The sequence below is a fragment of the Pseudomonas sp. FP2254 genome (assembly GCF_030687695.1).
GTDB lineage: Bacteria > Pseudomonadota > Gammaproteobacteria > Pseudomonadales > Pseudomonadaceae > Aquipseudomonas > Aquipseudomonas quebecensis.
On record NZ_CP117444.1, the window covers coordinates 3,421,780 to 3,444,256 of the forward strand.

Below are 22,477 nucleotides of genomic sequence, written 5' to 3' on the forward strand. Positions count from 1 at the left end.
AGCTGCACCCATGAGCGATTTCAATACCCTCGAACTGATCACCGACCGCCGTGGCTTTGCCACGCTGTGGCTCAGTCGTGAAGCCAAGAACAACGCATTTAACGCCGAGATGATCCGCGAATTGATCATCGCCCTCGACCAGGTGCAGGGCGACGGCTCCCTGCGGTTTCTGCTGCTGCGCGGACGCGGCAAGCACTTCAGCGCCGGGGCCGACCTGGCCTGGATGCAGCAATCGGCTGAGCTGGATTACCACACCAACCTTGACGACGCCCGCGAGCTGGCGGAGCTGATGTACAACCTGGCCAAGCTGAAAATCCCCACCCTGGCGGTGGTGCAAGGCGCGGCTTACGGCGGCGCCCTGGGCCTGATCAGTTGTTGCGACATGGCTATCGGCGCCGACGATGCGCAGTTCTGCCTGTCGGAAGTGCGCATCGGCCTGGCGCCGGCGGTGATCAGCCCCTTCGTGGTGCAGGCCATCGGCGAACGCGCGGCGCGGCGCTATGCCCTGACCGCCGAGCGCTTTGGCGGCCAGCGCGCGCGTGAAATCGGCCTGCTGGCGGAAAGCTACCCGGCGGACGAGCTGGACATTCACGTCGAACATTGGATAGCCAATCTGCTGCACAACAGCCCGGCCGCGATGCGCGCCAGCAAGGACCTGTTGCGCGAAGTCGGCAATGGCGCCCTCACCCCGGCGTTGCGCCGCTACTGCGAAAACGCCATCGCCCGCATCCGCGTCAGCGCCGAGGGGCAGGAAGGCTTGCGCGCCTTTCTGCAGAAGCGTCCACCGAGCTGGCAGACGCAGGAGCCGCGTTCATGAGCACATTGACCCGCGTATTGGTCGCCAACCGCGGTGAGATCGCCTGTCGCGTGATGCGCACCGCCAAGGCCATGGGCCTGACCACCGTGGCGGTGCACAGCGCCATCGACCGTGACGCGCGACACTGCCGCGAAGCGGATATGTGCGTCGACCTGGGCGGCAGCAAGGCCAGCGAAAGCTACCTGCAGATCGACAAACTGATCGCCGCCGCCCACGCCAGCGGCGCCCAAGCCATTCATCCGGGCTATGGATTTCTCTCGGAAAATGCCGGTTTCGCCCGTGCCATCGAAGCCGCCGGGTTGATCTTTCTCGGCCCGCCCGCCTCGGCCATCGACGCCATGGGGAGCAAATCGGCGGCCAAGCAATTGATGGAAACCGCCGGCGTGCCCTTGGTGCCGGGCTACCACGGCGAGGCCCAGGACCTGGAGACCTTCCGCGACGCCTGCGCCCGCATCGGTTACCCGGTGCTGCTCAAGGCCACGGCCGGCGGCGGCGGCAAGGGCATGAAGGTGGTCGAGGATGTCAGCCAGTTGGCCGACGCCCTGGCTTCCGCCCAGCGCGAGGCGTTGTCGTCATTTGGCAACGGGCAGATGCTGGTGGAGAAATACCTGCTCAAGCCCCGCCATGTGGAAATCCAGGTTTTCGCCGACCAGCATGGGCACTGCCTGTATCTGAATGAACGCGATTGCTCGATCCAGCGCCGCCATCAGAAAGTCGTGGAAGAAGCCCCGGCCCCTGGTTTGAGTGCTGAACAACGCCGCGCGATGGGTGAGGCCGCCGTGCGGGCGGCCCAGGCAATCGGCTATGTCGGCGCCGGCACCGTGGAGTTCCTGCTTGACGCACGCGGTGAGTTCTTCTTTATGGAGATGAATACGCGGCTGCAGGTGGAACACCCGGTCACCGAGGCGATCACCGGCCTGGACCTGGTGGCATGGCAGATTCGTGTGGCGCAGGGTCAAGCGTTGCCAATTACCCAGGCGCAGGTGCCCTTGATCGGCCATGCCATTGAAGTGCGCCTGTATGCCGAGGACCCGGCCAATGATTTTATGCCCGCCACCGGCCACCTGACGCTTTATCGCGAATCCGCCCCCGGCCCTGGGCGCCGCGTGGACAGCGGCGTGGCTCAGGGTGACAGCGTCTCGCCATTCTACGACCCGATGCTGGGCAAGCTGATCGCCTGGGGCGAAGACCGTGAGCAGGCGCGGCTGCGGTTGCTGAGCATGCTCGACGAATTCGCCGTGGGCGGGCTGAAGACCAACCTGGGTTTCCTGCGGCGCATTATCGCGCATCCGGCGTTCGCCGCCGCGGAACTCGATACCGGGTTTATCCCGCGCTATCAGGAACAACTGCTGCCGCCGGCCGGTGCGTTGAGTGACGCGTTCTGGCAGGTCGCGGGTGAAGCATTCATGCAGAGCCTGCCCGCCGGCAAGGGTCCGTGGGCGGACATCCGTGGCTTTAGAGCGGGATTGCCCGCCGAGGTGTCACTGCACTTGAGCTGCAACGGGCAGGATCGACTGGTGACCCTGGCGCCGGACCCCGCGCAACTGCACGGTGAGCAGTTGATCATCGACCGCGACGGCGTGCGTTGCAGCCAATTGGCGGTGCGCCACGCAGACGTGGTGTTTGTACGCTGGGACGGCGAAATGCATGGGGTCAGCCTGTTCGATCCGATTGCCGCCGTGGGGGCCAACCAATCGCATCAGGGTGGCCTCGTCGCGCCCATGAACGGCAGCATTGTGCGGGTGCTGGTGGACGTCGGCCAGACGGTCGAGGCCGGCACTCTGATGGTGGTGCTTGAAGCAATGAAGATGGAACACAGCATTCGTGCGCCCCAGGCCGGGGTAGTCAAGGCACTCTTCTGTCAGGAAGGCGAAATGGTTGCCGAAGGATGCGTGCTGGTGGACCTCGAACCGGCCGGCTAGAACCTTGCCATGGCCAGCACCACGACGCCGAGGATACGCCACCCCTCGGTGAACAGTTGTTTCGGATAGGTGGGGTTGAGCGGTACCAGGTAAAGTTGACCGCTCTCCTCCAGCAATTGGCGGAAAGTGGCGTGGGGGCTATCGGGCCATTGTGCGACCACCAATTTGCCGGGTTGGGCGCTGATGGCCGGGTCCACCAGGATCATCATCCCTGCGCCAATGCTCAGGCCGCTGGGTGCGGTCATCGCGTCGCCCATGACCGGTAACCAGAAAGCGTCGCCCCTGGCGTGGTAGTCAGCGGCTTCATAGCGCGCACCGCCGTAGGCCGGGCGTTCCTCGCGAACTTCACACAGGCTGTTCCAGTCGTTGACCGGGTAGCGGTAATACGCGGGCCGGGGCATCGGCGAGGCGGTTTCGGCCTGCCGTTCGCGCACCTCCTGCACCACTTCCAGATCACCCAGGCCCAACGCCTCGAGCACCCGGTTCATATCCGCCAGGCTCGGCACGCGACGCTTGTTGAGCCAATGGCCGACACCGCCCTGGGACATGCCCAGGCGCTCAGCCAATTCACCCTGGGTGACCTTGCGGTCTTTCATGTTGGCTTTGACCAACCCGATCCATTTATCCATGGGCCAGACAATACGGCAGGACGTTTTCATGGCAATAAACAGTTTGTAGTAATCCATAAAACGACATAAATACGATACGTACTATTATCAGGCAGACGGTTTTCGACACCCCACCCAGAGTACTGCCCCTCATGACGACAAGCCCTTACCTGCTGCCTGAAACTCCCGAAAACGTTGATCTGCACGACCTGTGCAACAGCGGTGCCGCCCAGCGCGCGTTGGATTTTTACTTGAAAGAAGACATGTCCGCGCCCGTCGCGAACGAGGCCTTGTTCGCTATCAAGCCCGGTATCAGCCAGGAGGAAGCCCTGGTCCATGCGTCGGACCTGCTGCGCAGCGCAGCGGCCACCGCCTATGAGTCCGCCAGCAGCCATCAAGGCAACCATCGCGACCTGGCGTTTTCAGTGGTGTATTTAATCGATATGGCGAAGGCGATGGTGGAGCGGTCGATGCAGGCGCGGGAAGCACAGGCGGAGATCTGAAGGCGCCACGCCAGAATATTTCTATCGCGCAGATAAAAACATTTGACTTGCAAATGATAATGATTATTATTGGGCCTAGCTGATCGCGAGATCAGTCGATAGACCAAGAGACCTTAGGTCGGACTCTTGGAATATCTCCTCATCAGGCTAATCACGGTTTTTGACCCGGCTCTTTGGCCGGGTCTTTTTTTTGCCAGTGTTACTGGCATGGCTTCAGGCTAATGAAGACTGTGTGTTGCGTAATGGCACGCATGGTAGCAAAAGACTATCGCTGAAAGAAAGCCGCTCGCAGGCCGAGCACTCGATCTTTGGGAAATAGCGCTTGAGAATCAATCTCATAGACTCTAAGCTGCCGCAGCGTCATGGATGACGCCCCCGCCCCGCAACAATTTTGCAGCCTGGCTTTGCCGGACTCCTGTGTAATATAGCCGCCACAACAATCATACTCAGGCAATCAGACTATGACCGTGGCCTTGACCTCCATCAAGATCAGTACCGACTTCGACAGCGGCAATATCCAGGTGCTGGATGCCAGCGACGCCTACCAGTTGCTCCTGGCCATCAAGCCCGATACCCGCAGCCAGCATTTCCAGTGGTTCCACTTCAAGGCCGAAGGCATGCACGTGGGCCATACCCACACCTATCGCCTGAGCAACGCGGGGCGCTCGTCCTACCCCCATGCGTGGAGCGGTTACCAAGCCGTCGCGTCCTATGACCACGTCAACTGGTTTCGCGTACCGACACGCTTTGACGGGGAAATCCTACACATCAGTCTGGAAACTCGCGAAAAACACGCCTGGTTCGCCTACTTTGAACCCTACTCACGCGAGCGCCACGCCTGGCTGATCGAGCACGCGCTGGAACACCCCCACACGCAGTTGCTGGCGACCGGCAAAAGTGCCGAGAACCGTGATATTCAATTGCTGCGCCGCGGCAAGGGTGGCTCAGGTCGGCGCAACGTATGGATCATTGCTCAGCAGCATCCTGGCGAACACATGGCCGAGTGGTTCATGGAAGGCGTCATCGAACGCCTGCAGCAGGATGGCGATGCCGAGATGAAAAAGCTGCTGGCCGTGGCCGATCTTTACCTGGTGCCCAACATGAACCCGGATGGTGCCTTCCATGGTCACCTGCGCACCAACGCCCTGGGCCAGGACCTCAACCGCGCGTGGCAGAGCGCCAGCCAGGAGACCAGCCCGGAAGTGCTGTTCGTGCAACAGCAAATGGCGAAATATGGCGTAGACCTGTTCCTGGATATTCACGGTGATGAAGAAATCCCCTACGTGTTCGCCGCCGCCTGCGAAGGCAACCCTGGCTATACGGCGCGCCTTGAAGCGCTGGAAAAGCACTTTCGCACCCACCTGAGCGGGTTGACCCGTGACTTCCAGACGACCCACGGCTACACCCGCGACCTGCCGGGCGAGGCCAACATGACATTGGCCTGCAACGCGGTCGGCCAACAATACGATTGCCTGTCGCTGACCCTGGAAATGCCATTCAAGGACAACGACGACGCGCCCAACCCGCATACCGGTTGGTCCGGCAAACGCTCGATGCAACTGGGCAAGGATGTGTTGAGCAGCATCGCCGATATCGTCGGCCTATTGCGCTGACGCGACGAACCCCGGCCTCAGTGCCTGGTGCCGGTCATGCTTTGCAGCACGCCGTCCCGGCGAATCAGCCCGTGAAACAACGCCGCGGCCAGGTGCACCAACACCGTCAGGAACAGCAGGTATGCCAGGTAGCCATGGGCCTTGCGCAGTATGGCGAACAACGGCGCATCCGCCCCCACCAGCGCCGGCAACCGCACCGAACTGCTGAGCATCACCGGGTCGCCCGCCGCCGAAATCATCGCCCAGCCCAGCAGCGGCAGCACCAGCATCAAGCCATACAACATCAGGTGCGACGCCTTCGCCGCCAGCACTTGCCACAACGGTAAATCGCTGGGCAACGGCGGCTGTTGCGTAGAAAAGCGCACCACCAGCCTGACGATAACGAGTGCCAGGATCGCGATGCCCAGCGGTTTGTGCAGGTCGATCAACCAGGCATGCCGCTGCGACACCGAGGCCGCCAGGCCTGCGCCGATAAACAGCATGGCGATAACCAACAACGCCATCAGCCAATGCAGCAGACGGGCCAGGGGAGCGAAGAACTGGGGAGAGGCGTTCATGGTTTCGACTCCTGTGGAGCACTGTGCAAGGGGCTGACTTCGCTGGCGCGGCGCAGGTACGAACTGGCGTATGCGGCCGAACGGGCGGCCAGCAGAGGATCATGGGAGGCTTCGATGCCGCTGGGCAGGATCAGCGGATCGAAGTTGATGTCCCGGCAATCACCGTCGGCTTGCGGTTGGCTGCTGTCCAGCACCAGGGCACCGGCGTTCAGCACCTTATGGTCGCCGGTCCAGGGTTTGCTCGCATCGTCCAGTGGGTCACCAGGATTGGCCAGGGTCATGTTCAACTGCCAGCGCAACGGTCCGGCGGCCAGACGCTGTACCAGGTCCTTCTCGAGAAAGTCCGCGCCGTCGGCTGGCGCAGCGCCCGTCGCATCCTGGCTCTGAGGCACCACCGTCCAGCGTACGGCGTGGCGCTCGCCATCGGCGCTCACCAGGTAAAAAGCGTTGATGCCGTTGTAGGTCTCAGTCGCGTAGCTGGCCGACGGTTTGGCGGTCTTGACCCACGCCAGGAACGGTGCGGCCTCCGGATGGGCGGCGAAAAACGCGGGCATGCTCGCCGGGTTCGGCTTACCGGTGGCCGGATCCGGGGCGCCAGCCTTGAGCAATTGGTAAAACGCCTCGGGGGTGCCCACCGGGAACACCGGCATGCTGTTCATGCCGGTACGCCATTGCTGGCCGTTGGCCTGGCTGAACTGCACGGCAAAGCTGCGGATCGGTACGCTGCTGTCCGGGGCGTAGGGGTTACCGCTGGGCAAGGCGAAGCGGCCGACCACCGGGGTTTTCGCCTCGTTGAACACTTGTGCACGGGAGTAGGCACGAGCCTCGGGGCTGCTCTCGAAGTACCCGGCTACGCACACGCCCTTGGCGTGGTTGCGTCGAAAGCCTGGGTGCACGCCGTTATTGGTTTCCAGGGCATTGACCAGGGTTTTAGGCCGCAGTCGCTGTGGGTCCAGGCTGCCGTTGACGTAGGCAAACGCCGCGGCCACACCGGCAACCACAATGCCGATTGCAGTCAGGCGGGCCAACAGGCTCGCAGTGCTCAAGGCAGGACGGGGGGGTGGTGAGTGATCTACCATGACACAACTCCAAGACAATAAACCAGAAGGTCGGAGCATTGAGACGAACGCTGCGGTGGTCTATTCCCGGGCCCCGAGTTTATTTTTCACCGCCGGGAATAATCTCCGATCCCCGACGTCTCTCATGTCCCAGCGTAGTGGCCAGACAGATTCCCATGCACGAACTCGACGAACCGTTACGTGAACTCCTTCCCCGGCTACGGCGCTTCGCCGTCTCCCTCACGCGTAATACCAGCAGCGCAGACGACCTGGTCCAGGCTACGCTGGAGCGTGCGATCACCCGCTGGGCCCACAAGCGCCCGGAAGGCGACCTGCGCGCGTGGCTGTTCTCGATCCTCTATCGCCAGTTCCTGGACGCCCACCGCCGTACTCGACGCTATGCGCGCATGCTCGACTTCATCACCGGGCGCGAAGACGTGCAGCCCTCGGTCGAACGCACCGTGATCGCTCAGTCGACCCTGCAAGCCTTCGATCAATTGAATACCGAGCAACGCGCGCTGCTGCTGTGGGTGTCCGTCGAAGGCTTGAGCTACAAAGAAGTCGCCGAGATTCTCGACGTGCCCCTCGGCACCGTGATGTCGCGGTTGTCACGGGCGCGCCAGGCCCTGCGTCAACTCAGTGATGGCGAAATTGCCAGCCCTTCCCTGCGGATACTCAAATGATCAGCCTGCCCCCCAACGAACACGACCTGCATGCCTATGTCGATCATCAGCTCTCGCACAGTGACCGGCAGGTCCTGGAGACGTGGCTGGCGGCGCACCCGGAGGTGGCGGCCCAAGTGCAGGCCTGGCAACAGGACGCGCACACATTGCGTGCGGCCCTGGGCGGTGCGCTGCAACAGCCGGCCAACCCGCAGTTGGACCCGGCGCTGATCCGCCAGCGCATCAAGCGTCAGTCACGCCGCCACCTGGCTACGGCGGCGCTGTTGTTGATAGCGGTCAGCCTCGGCGGCCTGGGCGGCTGGCATGCCCGCGAGGCCACGCAACCGCCCCTGCAACCCATGGCCGATGCCATGCAAGCGTTTCGCCTGTTCGCTCAGGACGGCATCCTGCCCGCCGACTACAGCGCTCAGGACAGCGGCACCATGCAAGCCTGGCTCGACCGCTACTTCTACCAGGCCCATCGCCTGCCGGACTTGAGCCAGTCAGGTTTCCAGCCGGTCAGCGGGCGCCTGCTCACCACCGACCAAGGCGCTGCCGCCATGGTGCTGTACCAGGACGCGCAAGGCAGGCGCATCAGTTTCTACATCCGCCCGCCGGGGCCGGGCAATGGCTTCCTGCCCCGGGGCAGCCGCACCGCCGATGGCCTGCAGGCGCAATACTGGTCCGGGGGCGGCTATAACTACGCGGTGGTCAGCCCGGCGGATCACCCGGTGGCGCCGCTGCAGACCTTCTAGCCGCACGCGCGCCATGCGTTTTCGAGATGGCCGATTCGCGCCTTCGCTATTGGTCAAAGTGGCGCGCGCGTCCTAAAGTAAGCGACCTTTGCCCCACAGAGTGACCCGTATTGGCCGTGCCGACTTTGATCCGTCGCCTGCTTGGTAAACATCGCTCGCCACGCAACGACGCTTGCATCGCGCAATTCTTTGCGCAAAAAGCCCAGCAACAGGGCTACACCCTCAGCGCCGGGCAAACCCGCGCGATTGCCGCCATGGCCCGCGAAACCGCACACCTGCTCGCCGGCCACGCCACTCGCAGCCTGTACCTGCACGGGCCGGTGGGGCGCGGTAAAAGCTGGCTGCTGGACGGCTTTTTCCAGGCGTTGCCGTTGGCTGAAAAGCAGCGAGTGCATTTCCACGATTTTTTCGCGCGCCTGCACCAGGGCATGTTCCAGCACCGCGAACAGCACGATGCGCTGGGCGCGACGCTGGATAATTTGTTGGCAAACTGCCGGGTGTTGTGCTTCGACGAGTTTCACGTCCACGACATCGGCGACGCCATGCTGATCAGCCGGTTGTTCAAGGCCCTGTTCCAGCGCGGCATGCTGGTGCTGGTCACCTCCAACTACCCGCCCGAAGGATTGTTGCCCAATCCGCTGTACCACCAGCGCTTCAAGCCGGTGATCGACCTGATCGCCGCGCGCATGGACGTGCTCGAGGTCAGCTCGCCCCAGGACTTTCGCAGCCTGCCCCAGGCCCACGCCACACAACGCTTTACTGCCGGCCGCTACGTGTGGCCAGGCACGGCGGCGCAACGTGCCGCCCTCGACCTGCCGGCGACCCAAGGCCCGGCGCAGCACCTGCAGGTGGGTAACCGGCAACTGCTGTGTCGCCACCACCAGGCGCGCACAATTGCCTTCACCTTCGCCGATCTCTGCGAGGAACTGACGGCGGTGATGGACTACCTCTTGCTGTGCGAAGCTTTCGATCACTGGATCATCGACGGACTGCCCCGCCTGGCGCAGTGCCCGATTGCCGTGCAGCAGCGTTTTATCAACCTGGTGGACGTGCTCTACGACCGCGACAAGCACCTGATCCTGATCGGCAACGAGCGGTTGGCCGACTGCCTCGCAGGCCAGGCTATCGATCTGGCGCGCACCGCCAGCCGCCTGAGTCAATTGCAACAGACCGACCCGCAACCCCTGCCCGACCCGGTATCATGAGCGCCCTTTACGTCCCCTAGCCGAGTGACCGCGCCGTTCATGCATACCCTCGCCCAACTCAAGGCCGGCCAACTGGCCGGTATCACGCGCCTGGACTTGTCCTGCGGGCTCACCGAGTTCCCACGGGAAATCTTCGAACTGGCCGACACCCTGGAAATCCTCAACCTCAGCGGTAACGCCCTGAGCCGTTTGCCGGATGACCTGCACCGTCTGTCGCACCTGCGCGTGTTGTTCTGCTCGGACAACGCCTTTACCGAACTGCCGACCTGCCTGGGCCAATGCGCAAAGCTGAGCATGATCGGTTTCAAGGCCAACCGTATCAGCCAGGTGCCCGCCGCCGCGCTGCCGCCGCTGTTGCGCTGGCTGATCCTCACCGACAACAGCATCCGCCAGCTGCCCGACGAGTTGGGCGAGCGGCCTTTGCTGCAAAAGCTGATGCTGGCCGGCAATCAACTGGAACAACTGCCGCGCAGCCTGGCTCAGTGCCACAACCTGGAGCTGATCCGCATCGCCTCCAATCGCCTCAGTCATCTCCCGGACTGGCTGCTGTCACTGCCAAGCCTGACTTGGCTGGCCTATGCCGGTAACCCGGTGGAAATGGCGGTGGCCGTCACGGACGATGACGCCACAGCGGATATTGCCTGGGGCGAACTGGCACTGGCCGACGTCCTCGGCGAAGGTGCATCCGGCGTGATCCACAAAGCCGTGTGGACACCCCAGGCCCTGCCGGTGGCGGTCAAGCTCTACAAAGGCACGATCACCAGCGACGGTTCGCCGCTGCACGAGATGCAGGCATGCATCGCCGCCGGCCGGCACCCCAACCTGATCAACGTACAAGGTCGCGTGGTCGGCCACCCCGCTGACCAGGCTGCATTGGTGATGGACCTGATCGAGCCGAGCTACCGTAACCTGGCGGCCCTGCCCAGCCTGGCGTCCTGCACTCGTGACATCTATGCGCCCGACACCCGTTTCAGCGTCGATGTCGCACTGCGCATAGCCCGTGGCATCGCTTCGGTGGCGGCGCATTTGCACCGTCACGGCATCACCCATGGCGACCTGTACGCCCACAATATTCTGTGGAACGCGGCGGGCGATTGTTTGCTGGGGGATTTTGGCGCAGCGTCATTCCATGCCGTGGCGGACACCGTGGAAACCCGGGCATTGCAGCGCATCGAAGTGCGGGCCTTCGGCGTGCTGTTGGGGGAATTGCTGGAGCGGATCGAGGGGCAACCCGTGGAGGCGGCACTGGTGGCGTTGCAAGCGCGCTGCTGCCAGCCGGATGTACTGGCGCGGCCAGGTTTTGAAGAGATCGAGGAGCAGCTTCACTCCCTCTGCAGCTGTGATTAATTAAGGCAATGTCAGAGGGGGCTCGCCCCCTCCACCTTGCTCAGCCGTTTATCAGCCCGCCAGGCCGACGAACATGTCCTGCACGTCGTCATGGTTGTCCAGGCCTTCAAGGAAGGCTTCGACTTCGGCCATCTGCTCATCGGTCAGACCGCTTACCGGGTTCTTCGAGATATAGCCCAGCTTGGCCGACAGCACGGTGAAGCCTTGCTCCGGCAGGGCTTTCTGCACCGCGTCGAGGTCGGTGGTTTCGGTGATGAACAGGGTGGTGCCCTCTTCTTCGCCGTCTTCGAAATCCTGCGCGCCGGCTTCGATGGCGGCCATTTCAGGGTCGGCGTCCGGGCTGTCCGGCGAGGCCTCGATCAGACCGACGTGGTTGAAGTCCCAGGCCACGGAACCGGAAGCGCCGAGTTGGCCCTTGCGAAATGCCACGCGGATTTCCGCCACGGTGCGGTTGATGTTATCGGTCACGCATTCGACGATCAGCGGCACCTGATGCGGCGCGAACCCTTCGTAGGTCACGCGGTGGTACTGCACGGTTTCGCCGAGCAGACCGGCGCCTTTCTTGATGGCGCGGTCCAGGGTTTCCTTGGGCATCGAGGCCTTTTTCGCCTGTTCCACCACCAGACGCAGGTGGGCGTTGGTCGCGGTATCGGCACCATTGCGCGCGGCGATGGTGATTTCCTTCACCAGTTTGCCGAAGATCTTGCCCTTGGCATTGGCTGCCGCTTCTTTATGTTTGACTTTCCACTGTGCGCCCATGACTCGCTCTCTTCTCGTCCATCGCGCCGAAACGTCTACTGGCCGGCGCTTTGGGGGCAGAGTTTATAGCGCAGGGACGCATCGTTCCACCAAAAAACCGTCACGGCGCCAGCTCGAAAAACGCCTGAATCAGCCGCAGCGAACGGCGTCGCTCCATGCAGCCGAGGCTGTGCCGGTTCGATAAACCGACGCCGCGGATCGGCACCGCCCGCACCCGCGGGTCCGGGCTGGTCTCCAGTGACGACACCACCCCGACGCCCAATTGCGCGGCGACGGCTTCGGTCACCGCTTCACGGCTATCGAGCTCCAGCAGCACCTTGGGCTGCACATCGGCGGCTTGGCAGACAGCATCAAAGGTACGACGGGTGATCGAACCGGGCTCGCGCAGCACCATAATCACCTCGTTCAGTTGCTCCAGGCCAATGCCTTCGGACAATCCCGCCCAAGGGTGGCCGGCCGGTACCAAGGCGCAGATGTGCGATTCGCCCAAGAGCTGTAAGTGCACACCATGGCGGGGTTCAACCTCGGTCAGCACCGCCACATCGGCATGCTCGGCCAACAGCGCGGCGAGGGTCTCTTGGGCATTGCCCAGGCGCAGATTGACAGTGATGCCAGGATACCGCTCGCGCAGACTGGCGATCATCGGCATGACCAGATGCGGGCCGTCCGCCGCGACTTCCAGGCGCCCGCTGAGTAATTGGCGATTGGCTTCCAGCAGCGCCTGCGCCTCATCCACCAGGCCGAAGATAGCGCGGGTGATCGCCGCCAGCCGCGCGCCCTCCTCGGTCAACTCAACCCGCCGCGCCGTTCGACGTAACAGCGGGATCTGGTAGTGCTCCTCCAAGGCTTTGATATGCCCGGTCACCGCCGGCTGGCTGATAAACAGCCGCGCCGCCGCCCGGGTAAAGCTGCCCTCGCGGGCCACGGCATCGAATGCACGCAATTGGAACAGGTTCATGCTTATCGGCCTCGCTGATAGCTCGCATAACAACAAACAATTTGATTGATATAACGCTAAACCGCAACGTAAGCGCCGTAGATTCAACCCAACGCTTTCGAGAACCCGAGATGCTCCCTACCGCGCCGATACTATTGACCCCAGGCCCCCTGACCACGTCTGCCCGCACCCGCCAGGCCATGCTGGTGGACTGGGGTTCCTGGGATGACCGTTTCAACCAGCTCACCACCGATGTCTGCGAACAGTTGCTGGCCATCATCCACGGCGCCGACAGCCACCACTGCGTCCCTCTGCAAGGCAGCGGCACCTTCGCTGTCGAGGCCGCAATCGGCACCCTGGTGCCACGCGATGGCAAGGTTCTGGTGCTGATCAACGGTGCCTACGGCAAACGCCTGGCGAAGATCTGCGACGTGCTCGGCCGTGCGTCCAGCACCTTTGAAACCGCCGAGGACCAACCCACCACCGCCGCCGATGTGGACCGCCTGCTGCATGCCGACCCGTCCATCACCCACGTCGCGCTGATCCATTGCGAAACCAGCACCGGCATTCTCAACCCGCTGTCGGCCATCGCGCATGTCGTAAAGCGCCATGGCAAGCGCTTGATCGTCGACGCCATGAGTTCCTTCGGTGCGCTGCCGATCGATGCCCGCGACGTGCCTTTCGATGCGCTGATCGCCGCGTCGGGCAAATGCCTGGAAGGCGTGCCGGGCATGGGTTTCGTCTTTGCCGACAAGCAGTCGCTGGCCGCCGCCCAAGGCAACTGCCACTCCCTGGCGCTGGACCTGTTCGACCAGCACAGCTACCGGGCCAAAACCGGTCAATGGCGCTTCACCCCGCCCACCCATGTGGTCGCCGCGCTGCACGAGGCGCTGCTGCAATACCGTGAAGAAGGCGGCCTGCCTGCCCGTCATCAGCGCTATGCGCGCAATTGTCAGGCGTTGCTTGAGGGCATGGCCGAACTCGGCCTGCGCAGCTTCCTGCCGGCGGCGATCCAGGCCCCGATCATCGTCACCTTTCACGCCCCGCAGCACTCACGCTACCAGTTCAAGGACTTCTACGAGCGGGTCAAGGCCAAGGGTTTCATCCTGTACCCCGGCAAATTGACCCAGGTGGAAACCTTTCGTGTCGGCTGCATCGGCCACGTCGACGCAGCCGACATGCGCGCCGCCGTAACGGCCATCGCCCAGGTATTGCGCGCCATGCACATTCCGCTTCTCTCTGCGTCTGGAGTACCCGTATGAACTATCAAAACCCCACCACTCTCCAGGCCGCGATCCTCGATTGGGCCGGCACCGTGGTCGACTTCGGCTCCTTCGCGCCGACCCAAATTTTTGTCGAGGCCTTCGCCGAATTCGGCGTGCAGGTCTCCATTGAAGAAGCCCGCGGCCCGATGGGCATGGGCAAGTGGGACCACATCCGCACCCTGTGCAATCAGCCACAGGTGGCCGAGCGTTACCGCCAGACGTTCGCACGCACGCCCACCGATGACGACGTGACCGCCATTTACCAGCGCTTCATGCCCTTGCAGATCGAGAAGATCGCCGAGCATTCGGCGTTGATCCCCGGCGCGCTCGACACCATCGCCACACTGCGCGCCCAGGGGATCAAGATCGGCTCCTGTTCCGGCTACCCCAAGCAGGTGATGGACAAGGTGGTCGCCCTGGCCGCGCGCAACGGCTATGTCGCCGACCATGTGGTTGCCACCGACGAAGTGCCCAACGGCCGCCCATGGCCGGCCCAGGCCCTGGCTAACGTCATCGCCCTGGGCATTAACGATGTGGCGGCGTGCGTGAAAGTCGACGACACCGTACCGGGCATCCTCGAAGGGCGTCGCGCCGGGATGTGGACCGTGGCGCTGACCTGCTCGGGCAATGCGCTGGGGTTGACCTACGCACAGTTCCAAGCACTGGCCCCGGACACCCTCGCCCGCGAACGCCAGCGCATTGAGGCACTCTTCGCAGGCTCGCGTCCCCACTATCTGATCGACACGCTCAATGACCTGCCAACGGTGATCGCCGACATCAACCAGCGCCTGGCCCGCGGTGAAATGCCGCAAAGCTACTGATTAAGATCAAAAAAACCGCCATCGCACCGGGCAACTCGTTTGAAACAGGCATACAGTAGAAATACTTCGTCACAAAAGAACGAAGGCATGCCCTGATGAACGAGGAACCCAGCGATGCCGTGGAAAAATTCCGATACACGCTACAGCACCATGTCAATTGCGCTGCACTGGCTGATGGTGGTGCTGCTGGCGGTGGTGTACGCCTGCATTGAACTGCGTGGGCAGTTCCCCAAAGGCAGCGGCGCTCGCACGCTGATCGTGGAAATGCACTTCATGTTCGGCCTGACCGTGTTTGTGCTGGTGTGGCTGCGCCTGTTCGCACGCAGCCTGGGGGTGGCCCCGAAAATCGTCCCCGCCCCGCCGCAATGGCAACGCCTGCTGGCCACCCTGATGCACTTCGCGCTGTATGCGTTGATGATCGGCATGCCGATTGCCGGGTGGCTGATTGTCAGTGCAGAGGGACACTCGGTGATGTTTTACGGCATCGAGCTGCCGCCGCTGATCACAGAAAACAAGGCCTTGGCCAAGCAGATCGAAGGCTGGCATGTGCTGTTCGGTAAGGTCGGCTACTGGCTGATCGGGCTGCATGCAGTGGCGGGGATCGTTCATCACTATGTGATCCGCGATAACACCGCGCTGCGGATGATACCGGGCAAACGCGCTAGCCTTTGATACCACGGCGGCCCTGCAAGCCGCCGGTGTGCACAAAAATCAGACGCGTGCCGGGCACAAAGCGCCCGGCTTCGATCTGCTGCTTCAGCGCTGACAGCGCCTTGCCAGTGTAAAGCGGCTCAAGCGGCAATCCGGCGGCCTGCTCGGTGGTCTGAATGAAGTCGAGCAATGCCCCGTCGACCTTGGCGAAACCACCACGGCTGGCATCCAGCAGTTCGACACCTTGCGCTGCGATCGCCCGCACATTCTGCGCCACGCCGTGATCGTCCGGCACCGCCATCGCCCCATATACCGGGTGCGCGCCGGCTTCCGCCAACGCCAGCCCGGCCAGGGTGGTACCGGTGCCCGCCGCCAACCACCAGCCGTCGTAATCGGCCCAGCCCACATTGCTCAATTGCCCACGAGCCTGTTCAACCAGCACGGCGCAACCCAACGCCCCGGCCACCCCGCCGCCGCCTTCGGGCACGGGATACAAATGCGGGTATTGCTCGCGCCACGGCAACCAGAAATCCGCCGCGTGGCGCGCACGATAGCCACCGTAGCCCAGCCAGTGCAGCTGCATACCAAACGCTTTGAGGTCGAGGACGGTGGGTGTGTCCTGGGGATGGCCGCGCATCAGGCCGACCGTGGCGAAACCAAAGCGCTGGCCTGCCGCCGCCAGTGCGTGCAGATGATTGGAGTAAGCTCCGCCCAGGCTGATGATCCCACTGGCACCGGCCTGTTGCGCCTGCGTCAAATGCTCGGTGAGTTTGAACCACTTGTTGCCGCTGATCAGCGGATCGATGCGGTCCAGGCGCAGGACGGCCAGTTCGACGCCGTTCAGCCAATCGAGCACTAACGGTTCAAGAGGAGCCTGGGGATGCCAATCGAAGGGGCCCATGGGGTCGGATCTGCCGGTAAAACGGGGCGGTAGTCTAGCACCGCCCCGCTCAAGGCCTTACAGCTCGGCGGCGAGGCGCGAGCCCTGGTTGATCGCGCGCTTGGCGTCCAGTTCGGCCGCCACGTCCGCACCACCGATCAGGTGCACGTTCTGCCCGGCGGCGACCAGGCCGTCCTGCAAGTCGCGCAGCGGGTCCTGCCCGGCGCAGATGACGATGGTGTCCACCGCCAGCAACTGGGGCTCGCCCTCGGCGCCGATGCGGATATGCAGGCCGTCATCGTCGATCTTCAGGTACTCGACGCTGTTGAGCATCTGCACCTGTTTGTTCTTCAGACCGGTGCGGTGGATCCAGCCGGTGGTCTTGCCCAGGCCGTCGCCGACCTTGGAGGCCTTGCGTTGCAGCAGGAACACTTCACGCGCTGGCGCATGGGGTTGGGCCTTGATGCCGGCCACGCCGCCACGGGCCTGCAATTGGGTGTCGATACCCCATTCCTTCCAGAACGCCTCGCGGTCCAGGCTGGTGGACACACCCTGATGCACAAGGAATTCCGACACATCAAAGCCGATGCCGCCGGCACCGATCACCGCCACGCGCTTGCCCACCGGCTTGCGCTCCAGGATCACGTCCAGGTAGCTCAACACCTTGGGGTTATCGACGCCTGGGATGGCCGGGGTGCGCGGGGCAATGCCGGTGGCCAGAATGATCTCGTCATAGCCGCCGGCTACCAGTTGCGTGACATCCACACGGGTGTCGAGGCACACCTCGACATGGGTGGTCTGCAGCTTGCGTTTGAAATAACGCAAGGTTTCGAAGAATTCTTCCTTGCCGGGCACGCGCTTGGCGATATTGAACTGGCCGCCGATCTCGCTGGCCGAATCGAACAGCGTGACTTGGTGGCCACGTTCGGCGGCCACGGTCGCTGCGGCCAGGCCTGCCGGGCCGGCACCGACCACGGCAATCTTCTTGACCTGGGTGACGGGCAGGTAGTTAAGCTCGGTTTCGTAACACGCACGGGGGTTGACCAGGCAGGTGGTCAGCTTGCCGCCGAAGGTGTGGTCCAGGCACGCCTGGTTGCAGCCGATGCAGGTGTTGATCTCATCGGCGCGGCCGGCGGCGGCCTTGTTGACGAACTCCGGGTCGGCGAGGAACGGTCGCGCCATCGACACCATGTCGGCATCGCCTTCGGCGAGGATGCGTTCGGCAATCTCCGGCGTATTGATGCGGTTGGTGGTGATCAGCGGAATCTGCACCGCGCCGCGCAACTTGGCGGTGACTTTGCTGAACGCGCCACGCGGCACCTTGGTAGCGATGGTCGGAATACGCGCTTCATGCCAGCCGATACCGGTGTTGATAATCGTTGCACCGGCCCGCTCGATGGCCTTGGCCAGCTGTACGATTTCTTCCCAGCTACTGCCGCCTTCCACCAGGTCGAGCATCGACAGGCGAAAAATAATAATGAAGTTCGGCCCTACCGCTTCGCGCACACGGCGCACGATGTCTACGGCCAGGCGCATGCGGTTCTCGTAGCTGCCGCCCCACCGGTCGGTGCGGTAGTTGGTGTGCGCGGCGAGGAACTGGTTAATGAAATAGCCTTCCGAGCCCATGATTTCCACGCCGTCGTATTCGGCGACCTGAGCCAGCAGGGAACAGGTGACGAAATCCTGGATCTGTTTTTCGATGCCCTCCTCGTCCAGCTCCTTGGGCTTGAACGGGTTGATCGGCGCCTGGATCGCGCTCGGTGCCACCTGCTTGGGGCTGTAGGCATAACGCCCGGCGTGGAGAATCTGCATGCAGATCTTGCCGCCCGCCGCGTGCACTGCCTGGGTCACGATTCTGTGTTTCTGCGCTTCCTCTTCAGTGGTCAGCTTGGCCGCGCCGGCGTACACACCGCCTTCATCGTTGGGGCCAATGCCGCCTGTGACCATCAGGCCTACGCCACCCCGGGCGCGCTCGGCGAAGTAAGCGGCCATGCGCTCGAACCCACCGGGTTTTTCTTCCAGACCGGTATGCATCGAGCCCATCAGGGTGCGATTGCGCAAGGTGGTAAAACCCAGGTCCAGCGGGGCCAACAGATGCGGGTAAGCAGCGGCGGTCATGGTACAGCTCCACGGCAGATCATCACGGGACGTGGCAGGCTCATATGGCCGACCATCGGTTTATACCCGACAGACTAAGAGCCGTTCAGTGACCGCTCAATGACTGAAACTGACAAGTTATTGATCCAAATGCACACCGAGGCCGTCGCTGCCGCCTGCGTCACTCATGAGCGCGCAATTATTTAGCGCGCCTATCAACCCAATCTAATTTGCTCACTTCAAACCAACATCCAGAGCCATCACTGTGGCATCAGCGCCACTGCGGGGTTCCAACTCTCGTCTCGCCTGTGAATCCAGTCGTGCATGCCCTCACAAAACTTCCTGGCCTCTGGAGGCCTTATGACACTTCGATCAATCAACATTGCACGCCGCGCATCCATCTGCTTTGGCATGATCACGCTGCTTCTATTCGGTTTTGCCGGCTTCTCGTACGTGCAGATCGATCACCTGCGCAGCGCCGAGCAGGACATCGAGACCAACTCGCTTCCCAGCGTCCAAGTCATTGACGATATTCAGATCGCCCTGCTTCATGCCCGTCTTGAGAGCATCCGCATGCTTTCAAGCGTCACCACTGAGGTACACAGCGTGGCATTGGCCAGGGTCCACGAAGCTTTAGGGGCGCTCAAATCGCGAACCGAGTTCTACCGTGAACATCTGCTATCGGGCGAGCAGGACAAAATCCAGTTTGAAAAAACCAATCAGGCAATGAACGCCTATGTTGAGGGTTTGAACCAAGTCATCGCTTTGGATGGCTCCAATCACGAGCAAGCCATCGTGATTGCCAACGGCGAACAGGCGCAACGGGCAAGTGACTATCAGGAACAACTGACGTTGCTGCGCGAGCAAAACGCGCGTCAGGCGATTGAGTCAGGCAAAGAAGCGGCAAGGGTCTACGCACACAGCGTCATGGTGCTGATCGTGGTCCTGCTGGCCGCTGCAATGCTCACGGTCATTCTGGCAATCGTGTTCACCCGCAGCATAGTCAGCCCCATCACCTCGTCGCTGCGGTTAGCGGAAGATATCGCCGTGGGCAATTTGGCCCAGGGGCTTGAGGTCACTGGCACTGATGAAGCAGCGCGCCTGATGAGCGCACTCAACCGGATGCGGGAAAATCTGAGAAACACCATCCTGGAAATCTCAGGGGCGTCCGCTCAACTGAGCACCGCCGCCGTGGAAATGACGGCGATCACGGAGAGCGCTGATCGCACATTGCAGCAACAGAACAGCGAGATCGAGCAAGCGGCGACCGCCGTGACCCAGATGAGCGCCGCCGTTGAAGAGGTTGCCAGAAACGCCACCTCCACCTCCGCAGCGGCCAGGCAATCGAGCGTGTCGGCCGACCTCGGTAATACTCGCGTCAACGAGACCCTGACAGCGATGAATAGCCTGACCGGCCTGGTTGAATCCTCTTCAGATCAAGTCAAGTCGCTGGCTGGGCAAGCGCAGGACATCAGCAAAGTGCTGAGCGTTATCCGCGCCATTGCCGAACAGACCAACCTGCTGGCGTTGAACGCGGCCATCGAAGCTGCGCGCGCAGGCGAACAAGGACGCGGGTTCGCAGTGGTCGCCGATGAAGTGCGCGCCCTGGCGCATCGCACACAAACCTCGACCGAAGAGATCGAACAAATGATCGGCGCAATTCAATCAGGCTCACGCGCAGCAGTCAGCTCAATGCTGGAGAGTACCTCGCAGGTCTACAGCACCCGAGACACTGCGGAACAAGCAGGCCAGTCCCTGCGCCAAATCACCGATTCGGTACTCGAAATCAACGACCGCAACCTCCAGATTGCGACAGCTTCCGAAGAACAGGCGCACGTAGCGCGTGATGTCGACCGCAGCTTGATCAGCATCCGTGACCTTGCCGTCCAGAGCAGCGAAGGCACGCGCCAGACGCTGGCCGCCAGCAATGAACTCTCGCGACTGTCGGTCGACTTGAACGCCTTGGTTTTGCGCTTTAAAACCTGACGGTCTGCCCAGCTCGCGCTATGTTGGTTGTTCGGATCTCATTTCAGCATCCGCTTTATCGTTTATCGAGCACGCCGTCGGTGGCGGTTGCTCAACTGCAGGATCGAGAAAATGTCCAATTGCTTCTCAACGTTCGCAGAACAAATGCGCCTGTCCGAAGTGGAGCGGCTCACCGCCCATATCGAGAGCGGATCGGATGAGGTACTCAACAGCATCGTCGCGCTGGTGTCGGCACACTTTGGCGTGCCGATTGCGATGGTGAGCATCGTCGACCATGAGTTTCAGACGTATAAAGCCAAGCTCGGGATCGAGGCCGACGGCGCTCCGCTGGCGGATTCGTTCTGCGTCCACTGCATGCACGGCGAAGGGATACTGGAAATCCTGAACGCCGTGGACGATGCTCGATTCACCGACAACTCGCTGGTCACCGGCGCACCGTTCATTCGCTACTACGCCGGCGCCCCACTGGTCACCAAAGGACACGCGGCATTGGGTGCGCTGTGCGTCATTGATCAAAAGGAGCGGGCGCCGATGAGCGAGCAGGACAGAGTGTTCCTGCACAACGCCGGCGCCATTGTTGTTGCACGGCTGGAATCGATTCATCACAAGTTTTTTTTCGATGCCCTGACCGGACTGCCCAATCGCCAATGCTTCGAACTGGACGTCGTCAAGGGCGAAGCGTGCCTGGCCGACCGCCTGGCGATATTGATTGAACCGCTCACGGCCTCCGTGATGGACAGGCTGGTCAAGGCCCTGGGCCTGGATTGTTTCGTTGAATTCATGCTTGGCGTTAAAAACCTGCTCGCCAGCGTGCTGCCGGAAGGCGCCCGCTTGTATCGAGCCAGTACGCTGAGCTTCGCCATTCTGTTGGAGGACACTCCCCACCTGAAGGTGGATGAGCTGATCGAACGCATCAACGAAGCCCTTGCTCAGCCGGTGCATTTCAAAAATGTGCCGATCTTTGCCGATGTCGGCATCGGCGTGCTCAAAATCGGGCCCAACGCGCAGGCCTCTGTCGATAATTTGAGATTGATGGCCAGCGCGACCGACACGGCGCGGCGGTCCGAGCACCGCTGGCTGTATTACGACCCCGCCGTCGACGCTCATTCACAACGCAGCGCGCTGTTGCTCCACTCGATCGAATCGGCTTTGCTCGCCCATGACCAATTGCGGCTGGAATACCAGCCGCGCATAAACCTCACCAATGGCCAGTGCGAATCGGTGGAGGCGCTGTTGCGTTGGACGCACCCCACTCTGGGTGAAATAGGGCCTGCGGAGTTTATCGGGCTGGCTGAAACCACCGCCGTCATCCGCCGAATCACGAGCTGGGTGGTGAGAAACGTGTGCAAGCAGATCGACGCCTGGCGAACCCGAGGTCTACGCCTGACGGTATCGCTGAATGTCTCATCGATTGATCTTACCGATGGCCAGCTCATCGATGAATTGACGCAATCATTGGCTCACTTCAACCTAGCGCCGCAATGCATTGAACTGGAGTTTACTGAAAGCGTGCTGATCCCGGACTTCGATGCGGTACAGCAACAGCTCAAGCGCCTGCGTCTGCTCGGTGTGGAAATCGCCATTGATGACTTTGGCAGTGGCTACAGCAACTGGCGGTATCTGCGGGACATCCCCGCAAAAAGCGTCAAGCTCGACCGATCGCTGCTGGCAGACCTGCGCCCCGACACCAGCAATTGGCATATCGTGCAAGGCATTATTCGCCTTGCACGAAACCTGAACCTCACTGTGGTCGCCGAAGGCGTCGAAACACTCGCCAACTACAGGCTATTGCGCGACTGGCAATGCCACCAAGGGCAAGGCTATTTCTTCTCAAGGCCACTGTCGCCCGACGCGCTCTGTGAGTGGGTAGCCAACGGCCAGACCTTTGACGGCAACAGACCCAAGGGGGCTGACGCGACGTGAGCGCCGGTGTCCACAGAAACTTGCTCGGCGCAAAGGTCGAGCGCGGCAGGAACCAAGCCAGGACAACCGGTTCCAACATGCAGGTTCGTCCCACAGCGAATTGCCATTGAG

19 protein-coding genes and 2 pseudogenes are annotated in these 22,477 nt (G+C 62.2%); 14 read left to right on the forward strand and 7 right to left on the reverse strand.

From position 1 onward, the window contains the following. The first annotated feature begins 10 nt into the window (after positions 1-10). Entirely contained in the window at positions 11-817 is an 807-nt protein-coding gene (locus tag PSH94_RS15625; protein ID WP_305435166.1) for a gamma-carboxygeranoyl-CoA hydratase, read from the forward strand. After that, the gene (locus PSH94_RS15630; protein WP_305435168.1) at positions 814-2,739 is read left to right on the forward strand and encodes an acetyl/propionyl/methylcrotonyl-CoA carboxylase subunit alpha; all 1,926 of its coding nucleotides are present in this window, start codon (positions 814-816) and stop codon (positions 2,737-2,739) included. Before PSH94_RS15625 ends, PSH94_RS15630 begins: the two co-directional genes overlap by 4 nt. On the opposite strand, the gene PSH94_RS15635 is transcribed toward PSH94_RS15630, so the two are convergent. Further along, entirely contained in the window at positions 2,736-3,368 is a 633-nt protein-coding gene (locus tag PSH94_RS15635) for a LexA family transcriptional regulator (protein WP_305435169.1), read from the reverse strand. The genes PSH94_RS15630 and PSH94_RS15635 overlap by 4 nt on opposite strands. Before the next feature lie 131 nt (positions 3,369-3,499). Between PSH94_RS15635 and PSH94_RS15640 the strand changes: the two genes are divergently transcribed. Both PSH94_RS15640 and PSH94_RS15645 read left to right on the forward strand, forming a co-directional pair. Then, positions 3,500-3,850 carry a DUF3077 domain-containing protein gene (locus PSH94_RS15640; RefSeq protein ID WP_181080962.1) on the forward strand — a complete coding sequence of 117 codons (351 nt, stop codon included), beginning with the start codon at positions 3,500-3,502 and terminating at the stop codon, positions 3,848-3,850. Positions 3,851-4,311: 461 nt separating this feature from the next. Then, complete coding sequence (locus PSH94_RS15645) at positions 4,312-5,463, forward strand: M14-type cytosolic carboxypeptidase (protein ID WP_305435170.1); 1,152 nt, start codon at positions 4,312-4,314, stop codon at positions 5,461-5,463. A 17-nt stretch (positions 5,464-5,480) separates the two neighbouring features. Here the strand turns inward: PSH94_RS15645 and PSH94_RS15650 are convergent, their stop codons facing one another. Continuing rightward, a complete protein-coding gene (locus PSH94_RS15650; RefSeq protein ID WP_285428367.1) occupies positions 5,481-6,020 on the reverse strand; it encodes a cytochrome b in 540 nt (179 codons plus the stop codon). After that, on the reverse strand, positions 6,017-7,099 hold the full coding sequence (locus tag PSH94_RS15655; protein WP_305435171.1) for a catalase family peroxidase: 1,083 nt from the start codon (positions 7,097-7,099) through the stop codon (positions 6,017-6,019). Before PSH94_RS15655 ends, PSH94_RS15650 begins: the two co-directional genes overlap by 4 nt. A gap of 155 nt (positions 7,100-7,254) precedes the next feature. On the opposite strand from PSH94_RS15655, the gene PSH94_RS15660 reads away from it, so the two are divergent. From PSH94_RS15660 to PSH94_RS15675, 4 genes are all read left to right on the forward strand, one after another. Next, a complete protein-coding gene (locus PSH94_RS15660; RefSeq protein ID WP_181080966.1) occupies positions 7,255-7,761 on the forward strand; it encodes a sigma-70 family RNA polymerase sigma factor in 507 nt (168 codons plus the stop codon). After that, complete coding sequence (locus PSH94_RS15665) at positions 7,758-8,495, forward strand: anti-sigma factor (RefSeq protein WP_305435173.1); 738 nt, start codon at positions 7,758-7,760, stop codon at positions 8,493-8,495. The genes PSH94_RS15660 and PSH94_RS15665 overlap by 4 nt, the downstream gene beginning before the upstream one ends. 110 nt (positions 8,496-8,605) lie before the next feature. Then, a complete protein-coding gene (zapE, locus tag PSH94_RS15670) occupies positions 8,606-9,700 on the forward strand; it encodes a cell division protein ZapE (protein WP_285428369.1) in 1,095 nt (364 codons plus the stop codon). Between the two features lie 39 nt (positions 9,701-9,739). Beyond that, on the forward strand, positions 9,740-11,047 hold the full coding sequence (locus PSH94_RS15675) for a protein kinase (protein ID WP_285428371.1): 1,308 nt from the start codon (positions 9,740-9,742) through the stop codon (positions 11,045-11,047). Positions 11,048-11,098: 51 nt separating this feature from the next. Here the strand turns inward: PSH94_RS15675 and PSH94_RS15680 are convergent, their stop codons facing one another. Both PSH94_RS15680 and PSH94_RS15685 read right to left on the reverse strand, forming a co-directional pair. Continuing rightward, positions 11,099-11,806 (reverse strand): YebC/PmpR family DNA-binding transcriptional regulator, encoded by a 708-nt coding sequence (locus PSH94_RS15680; RefSeq protein ID WP_034098834.1) that lies wholly within the window; start codon positions 11,804-11,806, stop codon positions 11,099-11,101. A gap of 100 nt (positions 11,807-11,906) precedes the next feature. Further along, the gene (locus PSH94_RS15685; protein ID WP_305435174.1) at positions 11,907-12,764 is read right to left on the reverse strand and encodes a LysR substrate-binding domain-containing protein; all 858 of its coding nucleotides are present in this window, start codon (positions 12,762-12,764) and stop codon (positions 11,907-11,909) included. Positions 12,765-12,874: 110 nt separating this feature from the next. Between PSH94_RS15685 and PSH94_RS15690 the strand changes: the two genes are divergently transcribed. The 3 genes from PSH94_RS15690 (at position 12,875) to PSH94_RS15700 (ending at position 15,501) form a co-directional block, all read left to right on the forward strand. Further along, entirely contained in the window at positions 12,875-14,005 is a 1,131-nt protein-coding gene (locus PSH94_RS15690) for a 2-aminoethylphosphonate--pyruvate transaminase (protein ID WP_305435176.1), read from the forward strand. Next, positions 14,002-14,829 (forward strand): phosphonoacetaldehyde hydrolase, encoded by an 828-nt coding sequence (phnX, locus tag PSH94_RS15695; protein WP_305435177.1) that lies wholly within the window; start codon positions 14,002-14,004, stop codon positions 14,827-14,829. Before PSH94_RS15690 ends, phnX begins: the two co-directional genes overlap by 4 nt. A gap of 114 nt (positions 14,830-14,943) precedes the next feature. Next, a complete protein-coding gene (locus PSH94_RS15700) occupies positions 14,944-15,501 on the forward strand; it encodes a cytochrome b (RefSeq protein ID WP_305435179.1) in 558 nt (185 codons plus the stop codon). Here the strand turns inward: PSH94_RS15700 and PSH94_RS15705 are convergent. Both PSH94_RS15705 and PSH94_RS15710 read right to left on the reverse strand, forming a co-directional pair. Next, complete coding sequence (locus tag PSH94_RS15705) at positions 15,491-16,381, reverse strand: 1-aminocyclopropane-1-carboxylate deaminase/D-cysteine desulfhydrase (protein ID WP_305435181.1); 891 nt, start codon at positions 16,379-16,381, stop codon at positions 15,491-15,493. The genes PSH94_RS15700 and PSH94_RS15705 overlap by 11 nt on opposite strands. Before the next feature lie 57 nt (positions 16,382-16,438). Then, complete coding sequence (locus PSH94_RS15710) at positions 16,439-18,478, reverse strand: NADPH-dependent 2,4-dienoyl-CoA reductase (protein ID WP_305435182.1); 2,040 nt, start codon at positions 18,476-18,478, stop codon at positions 16,439-16,441. 390 nt (positions 18,479-18,868) lie between these two features. Here PSH94_RS15710 and PSH94_RS26175 point away from each other — a divergent pair. The 3 genes and pseudogenes from PSH94_RS26175 to PSH94_RS15720 form a co-directional block, all read left to right on the forward strand. Continuing rightward, positions 18,869-19,537: pseudogene (locus PSH94_RS26175) on the forward strand (MCP four helix bundle domain-containing protein); the annotation flags it as partial. A gap of 309 nt (positions 19,538-19,846) precedes the next feature. Then, positions 19,847-20,443, forward strand: a pseudogene (locus tag PSH94_RS26180) (methyl-accepting chemotaxis protein); the annotation flags it as partial. A 111-nt stretch (positions 20,444-20,554) separates the two neighbouring features. Continuing rightward, complete coding sequence (locus PSH94_RS15720; RefSeq protein ID WP_305435184.1) at positions 20,555-22,366, forward strand: EAL domain-containing protein; 1,812 nt, start codon at positions 20,555-20,557, stop codon at positions 22,364-22,366. The last annotated feature ends 111 nt before the right edge of the window (positions 22,367-22,477 follow it).

Bases quoted from the DNA above. Each gene is read 5' to 3' on its own strand.
- PSH94_RS15635 (WP_305435169.1), bottom strand. From the start codon at position 3,368: ATGGATAAATGGATCGGGTTGGTCAAAGCCAACATGAAAGACCGCAAG.
- PSH94_RS15705 (WP_305435181.1), bottom strand. From the start codon at position 16,381: ATGGGCCCCTTCGATTGGCATCCCCAGGCTCCTCTTGAACCGTTAGTG.
- PSH94_RS15685 (WP_305435174.1), bottom strand. From the start codon at position 12,764: ATGAACCTGTTCCAATTGCGTGCATTCGATGCCGTGGCCCGCGAGGGC.
- PSH94_RS15660 (WP_181080966.1), top strand. From the start codon at position 7,255: ATGCACGAACTCGACGAACCGTTACGTGAACTCCTTCCCCGGCTACGG.
- PSH94_RS15690 (WP_305435176.1), top strand. From the start codon at position 12,875: ATGCTCCCTACCGCGCCGATACTATTGACCCCAGGCCCCCTGACCACG.
- PSH94_RS15640 (WP_181080962.1), top strand. From the start codon at position 3,500: ATGACGACAAGCCCTTACCTGCTGCCTGAAACTCCCGAAAACGTTGAT.
- PSH94_RS15675 (WP_285428371.1), top strand. From the start codon at position 9,740: ATGCATACCCTCGCCCAACTCAAGGCCGGCCAACTGGCCGGTATCACG.
- PSH94_RS15630 (WP_305435168.1), top strand. From the start codon at position 814: ATGAGCACATTGACCCGCGTATTGGTCGCCAACCGCGGTGAGATCGCC.
- PSH94_RS15700 (WP_305435179.1), top strand. From the start codon at position 14,944: ATGCCGTGGAAAAATTCCGATACACGCTACAGCACCATGTCAATTGCG.
- phnX (WP_305435177.1), top strand. From the start codon at position 14,002: ATGAACTATCAAAACCCCACCACTCTCCAGGCCGCGATCCTCGATTGG.
- PSH94_RS15680 (WP_034098834.1), bottom strand. From the start codon at position 11,806: ATGGGCGCACAGTGGAAAGTCAAACATAAAGAAGCGGCAGCCAATGCC.
- PSH94_RS15655 (WP_305435171.1), bottom strand. From the start codon at position 7,099: ATGGTAGATCACTCACCACCCCCCCGTCCTGCCTTGAGCACTGCGAGC.
- PSH94_RS15625 (WP_305435166.1), top strand. From the start codon at position 11: ATGAGCGATTTCAATACCCTCGAACTGATCACCGACCGCCGTGGCTTT.
- PSH94_RS15665 (WP_305435173.1), top strand. From the start codon at position 7,758: ATGATCAGCCTGCCCCCCAACGAACACGACCTGCATGCCTATGTCGAT.
- PSH94_RS15645 (WP_305435170.1), top strand. From the start codon at position 4,312: ATGACCGTGGCCTTGACCTCCATCAAGATCAGTACCGACTTCGACAGC.
- PSH94_RS15710 (WP_305435182.1), bottom strand. From the start codon at position 18,478: ATGACCGCCGCTGCTTACCCGCATCTGTTGGCCCCGCTGGACCTGGGT.
- PSH94_RS15720 (WP_305435184.1), top strand. From the start codon at position 20,555: ATGTCCAATTGCTTCTCAACGTTCGCAGAACAAATGCGCCTGTCCGAA.
- PSH94_RS15650 (WP_285428367.1), bottom strand. From the start codon at position 6,020: ATGAACGCCTCTCCCCAGTTCTTCGCTCCCCTGGCCCGTCTGCTGCAT.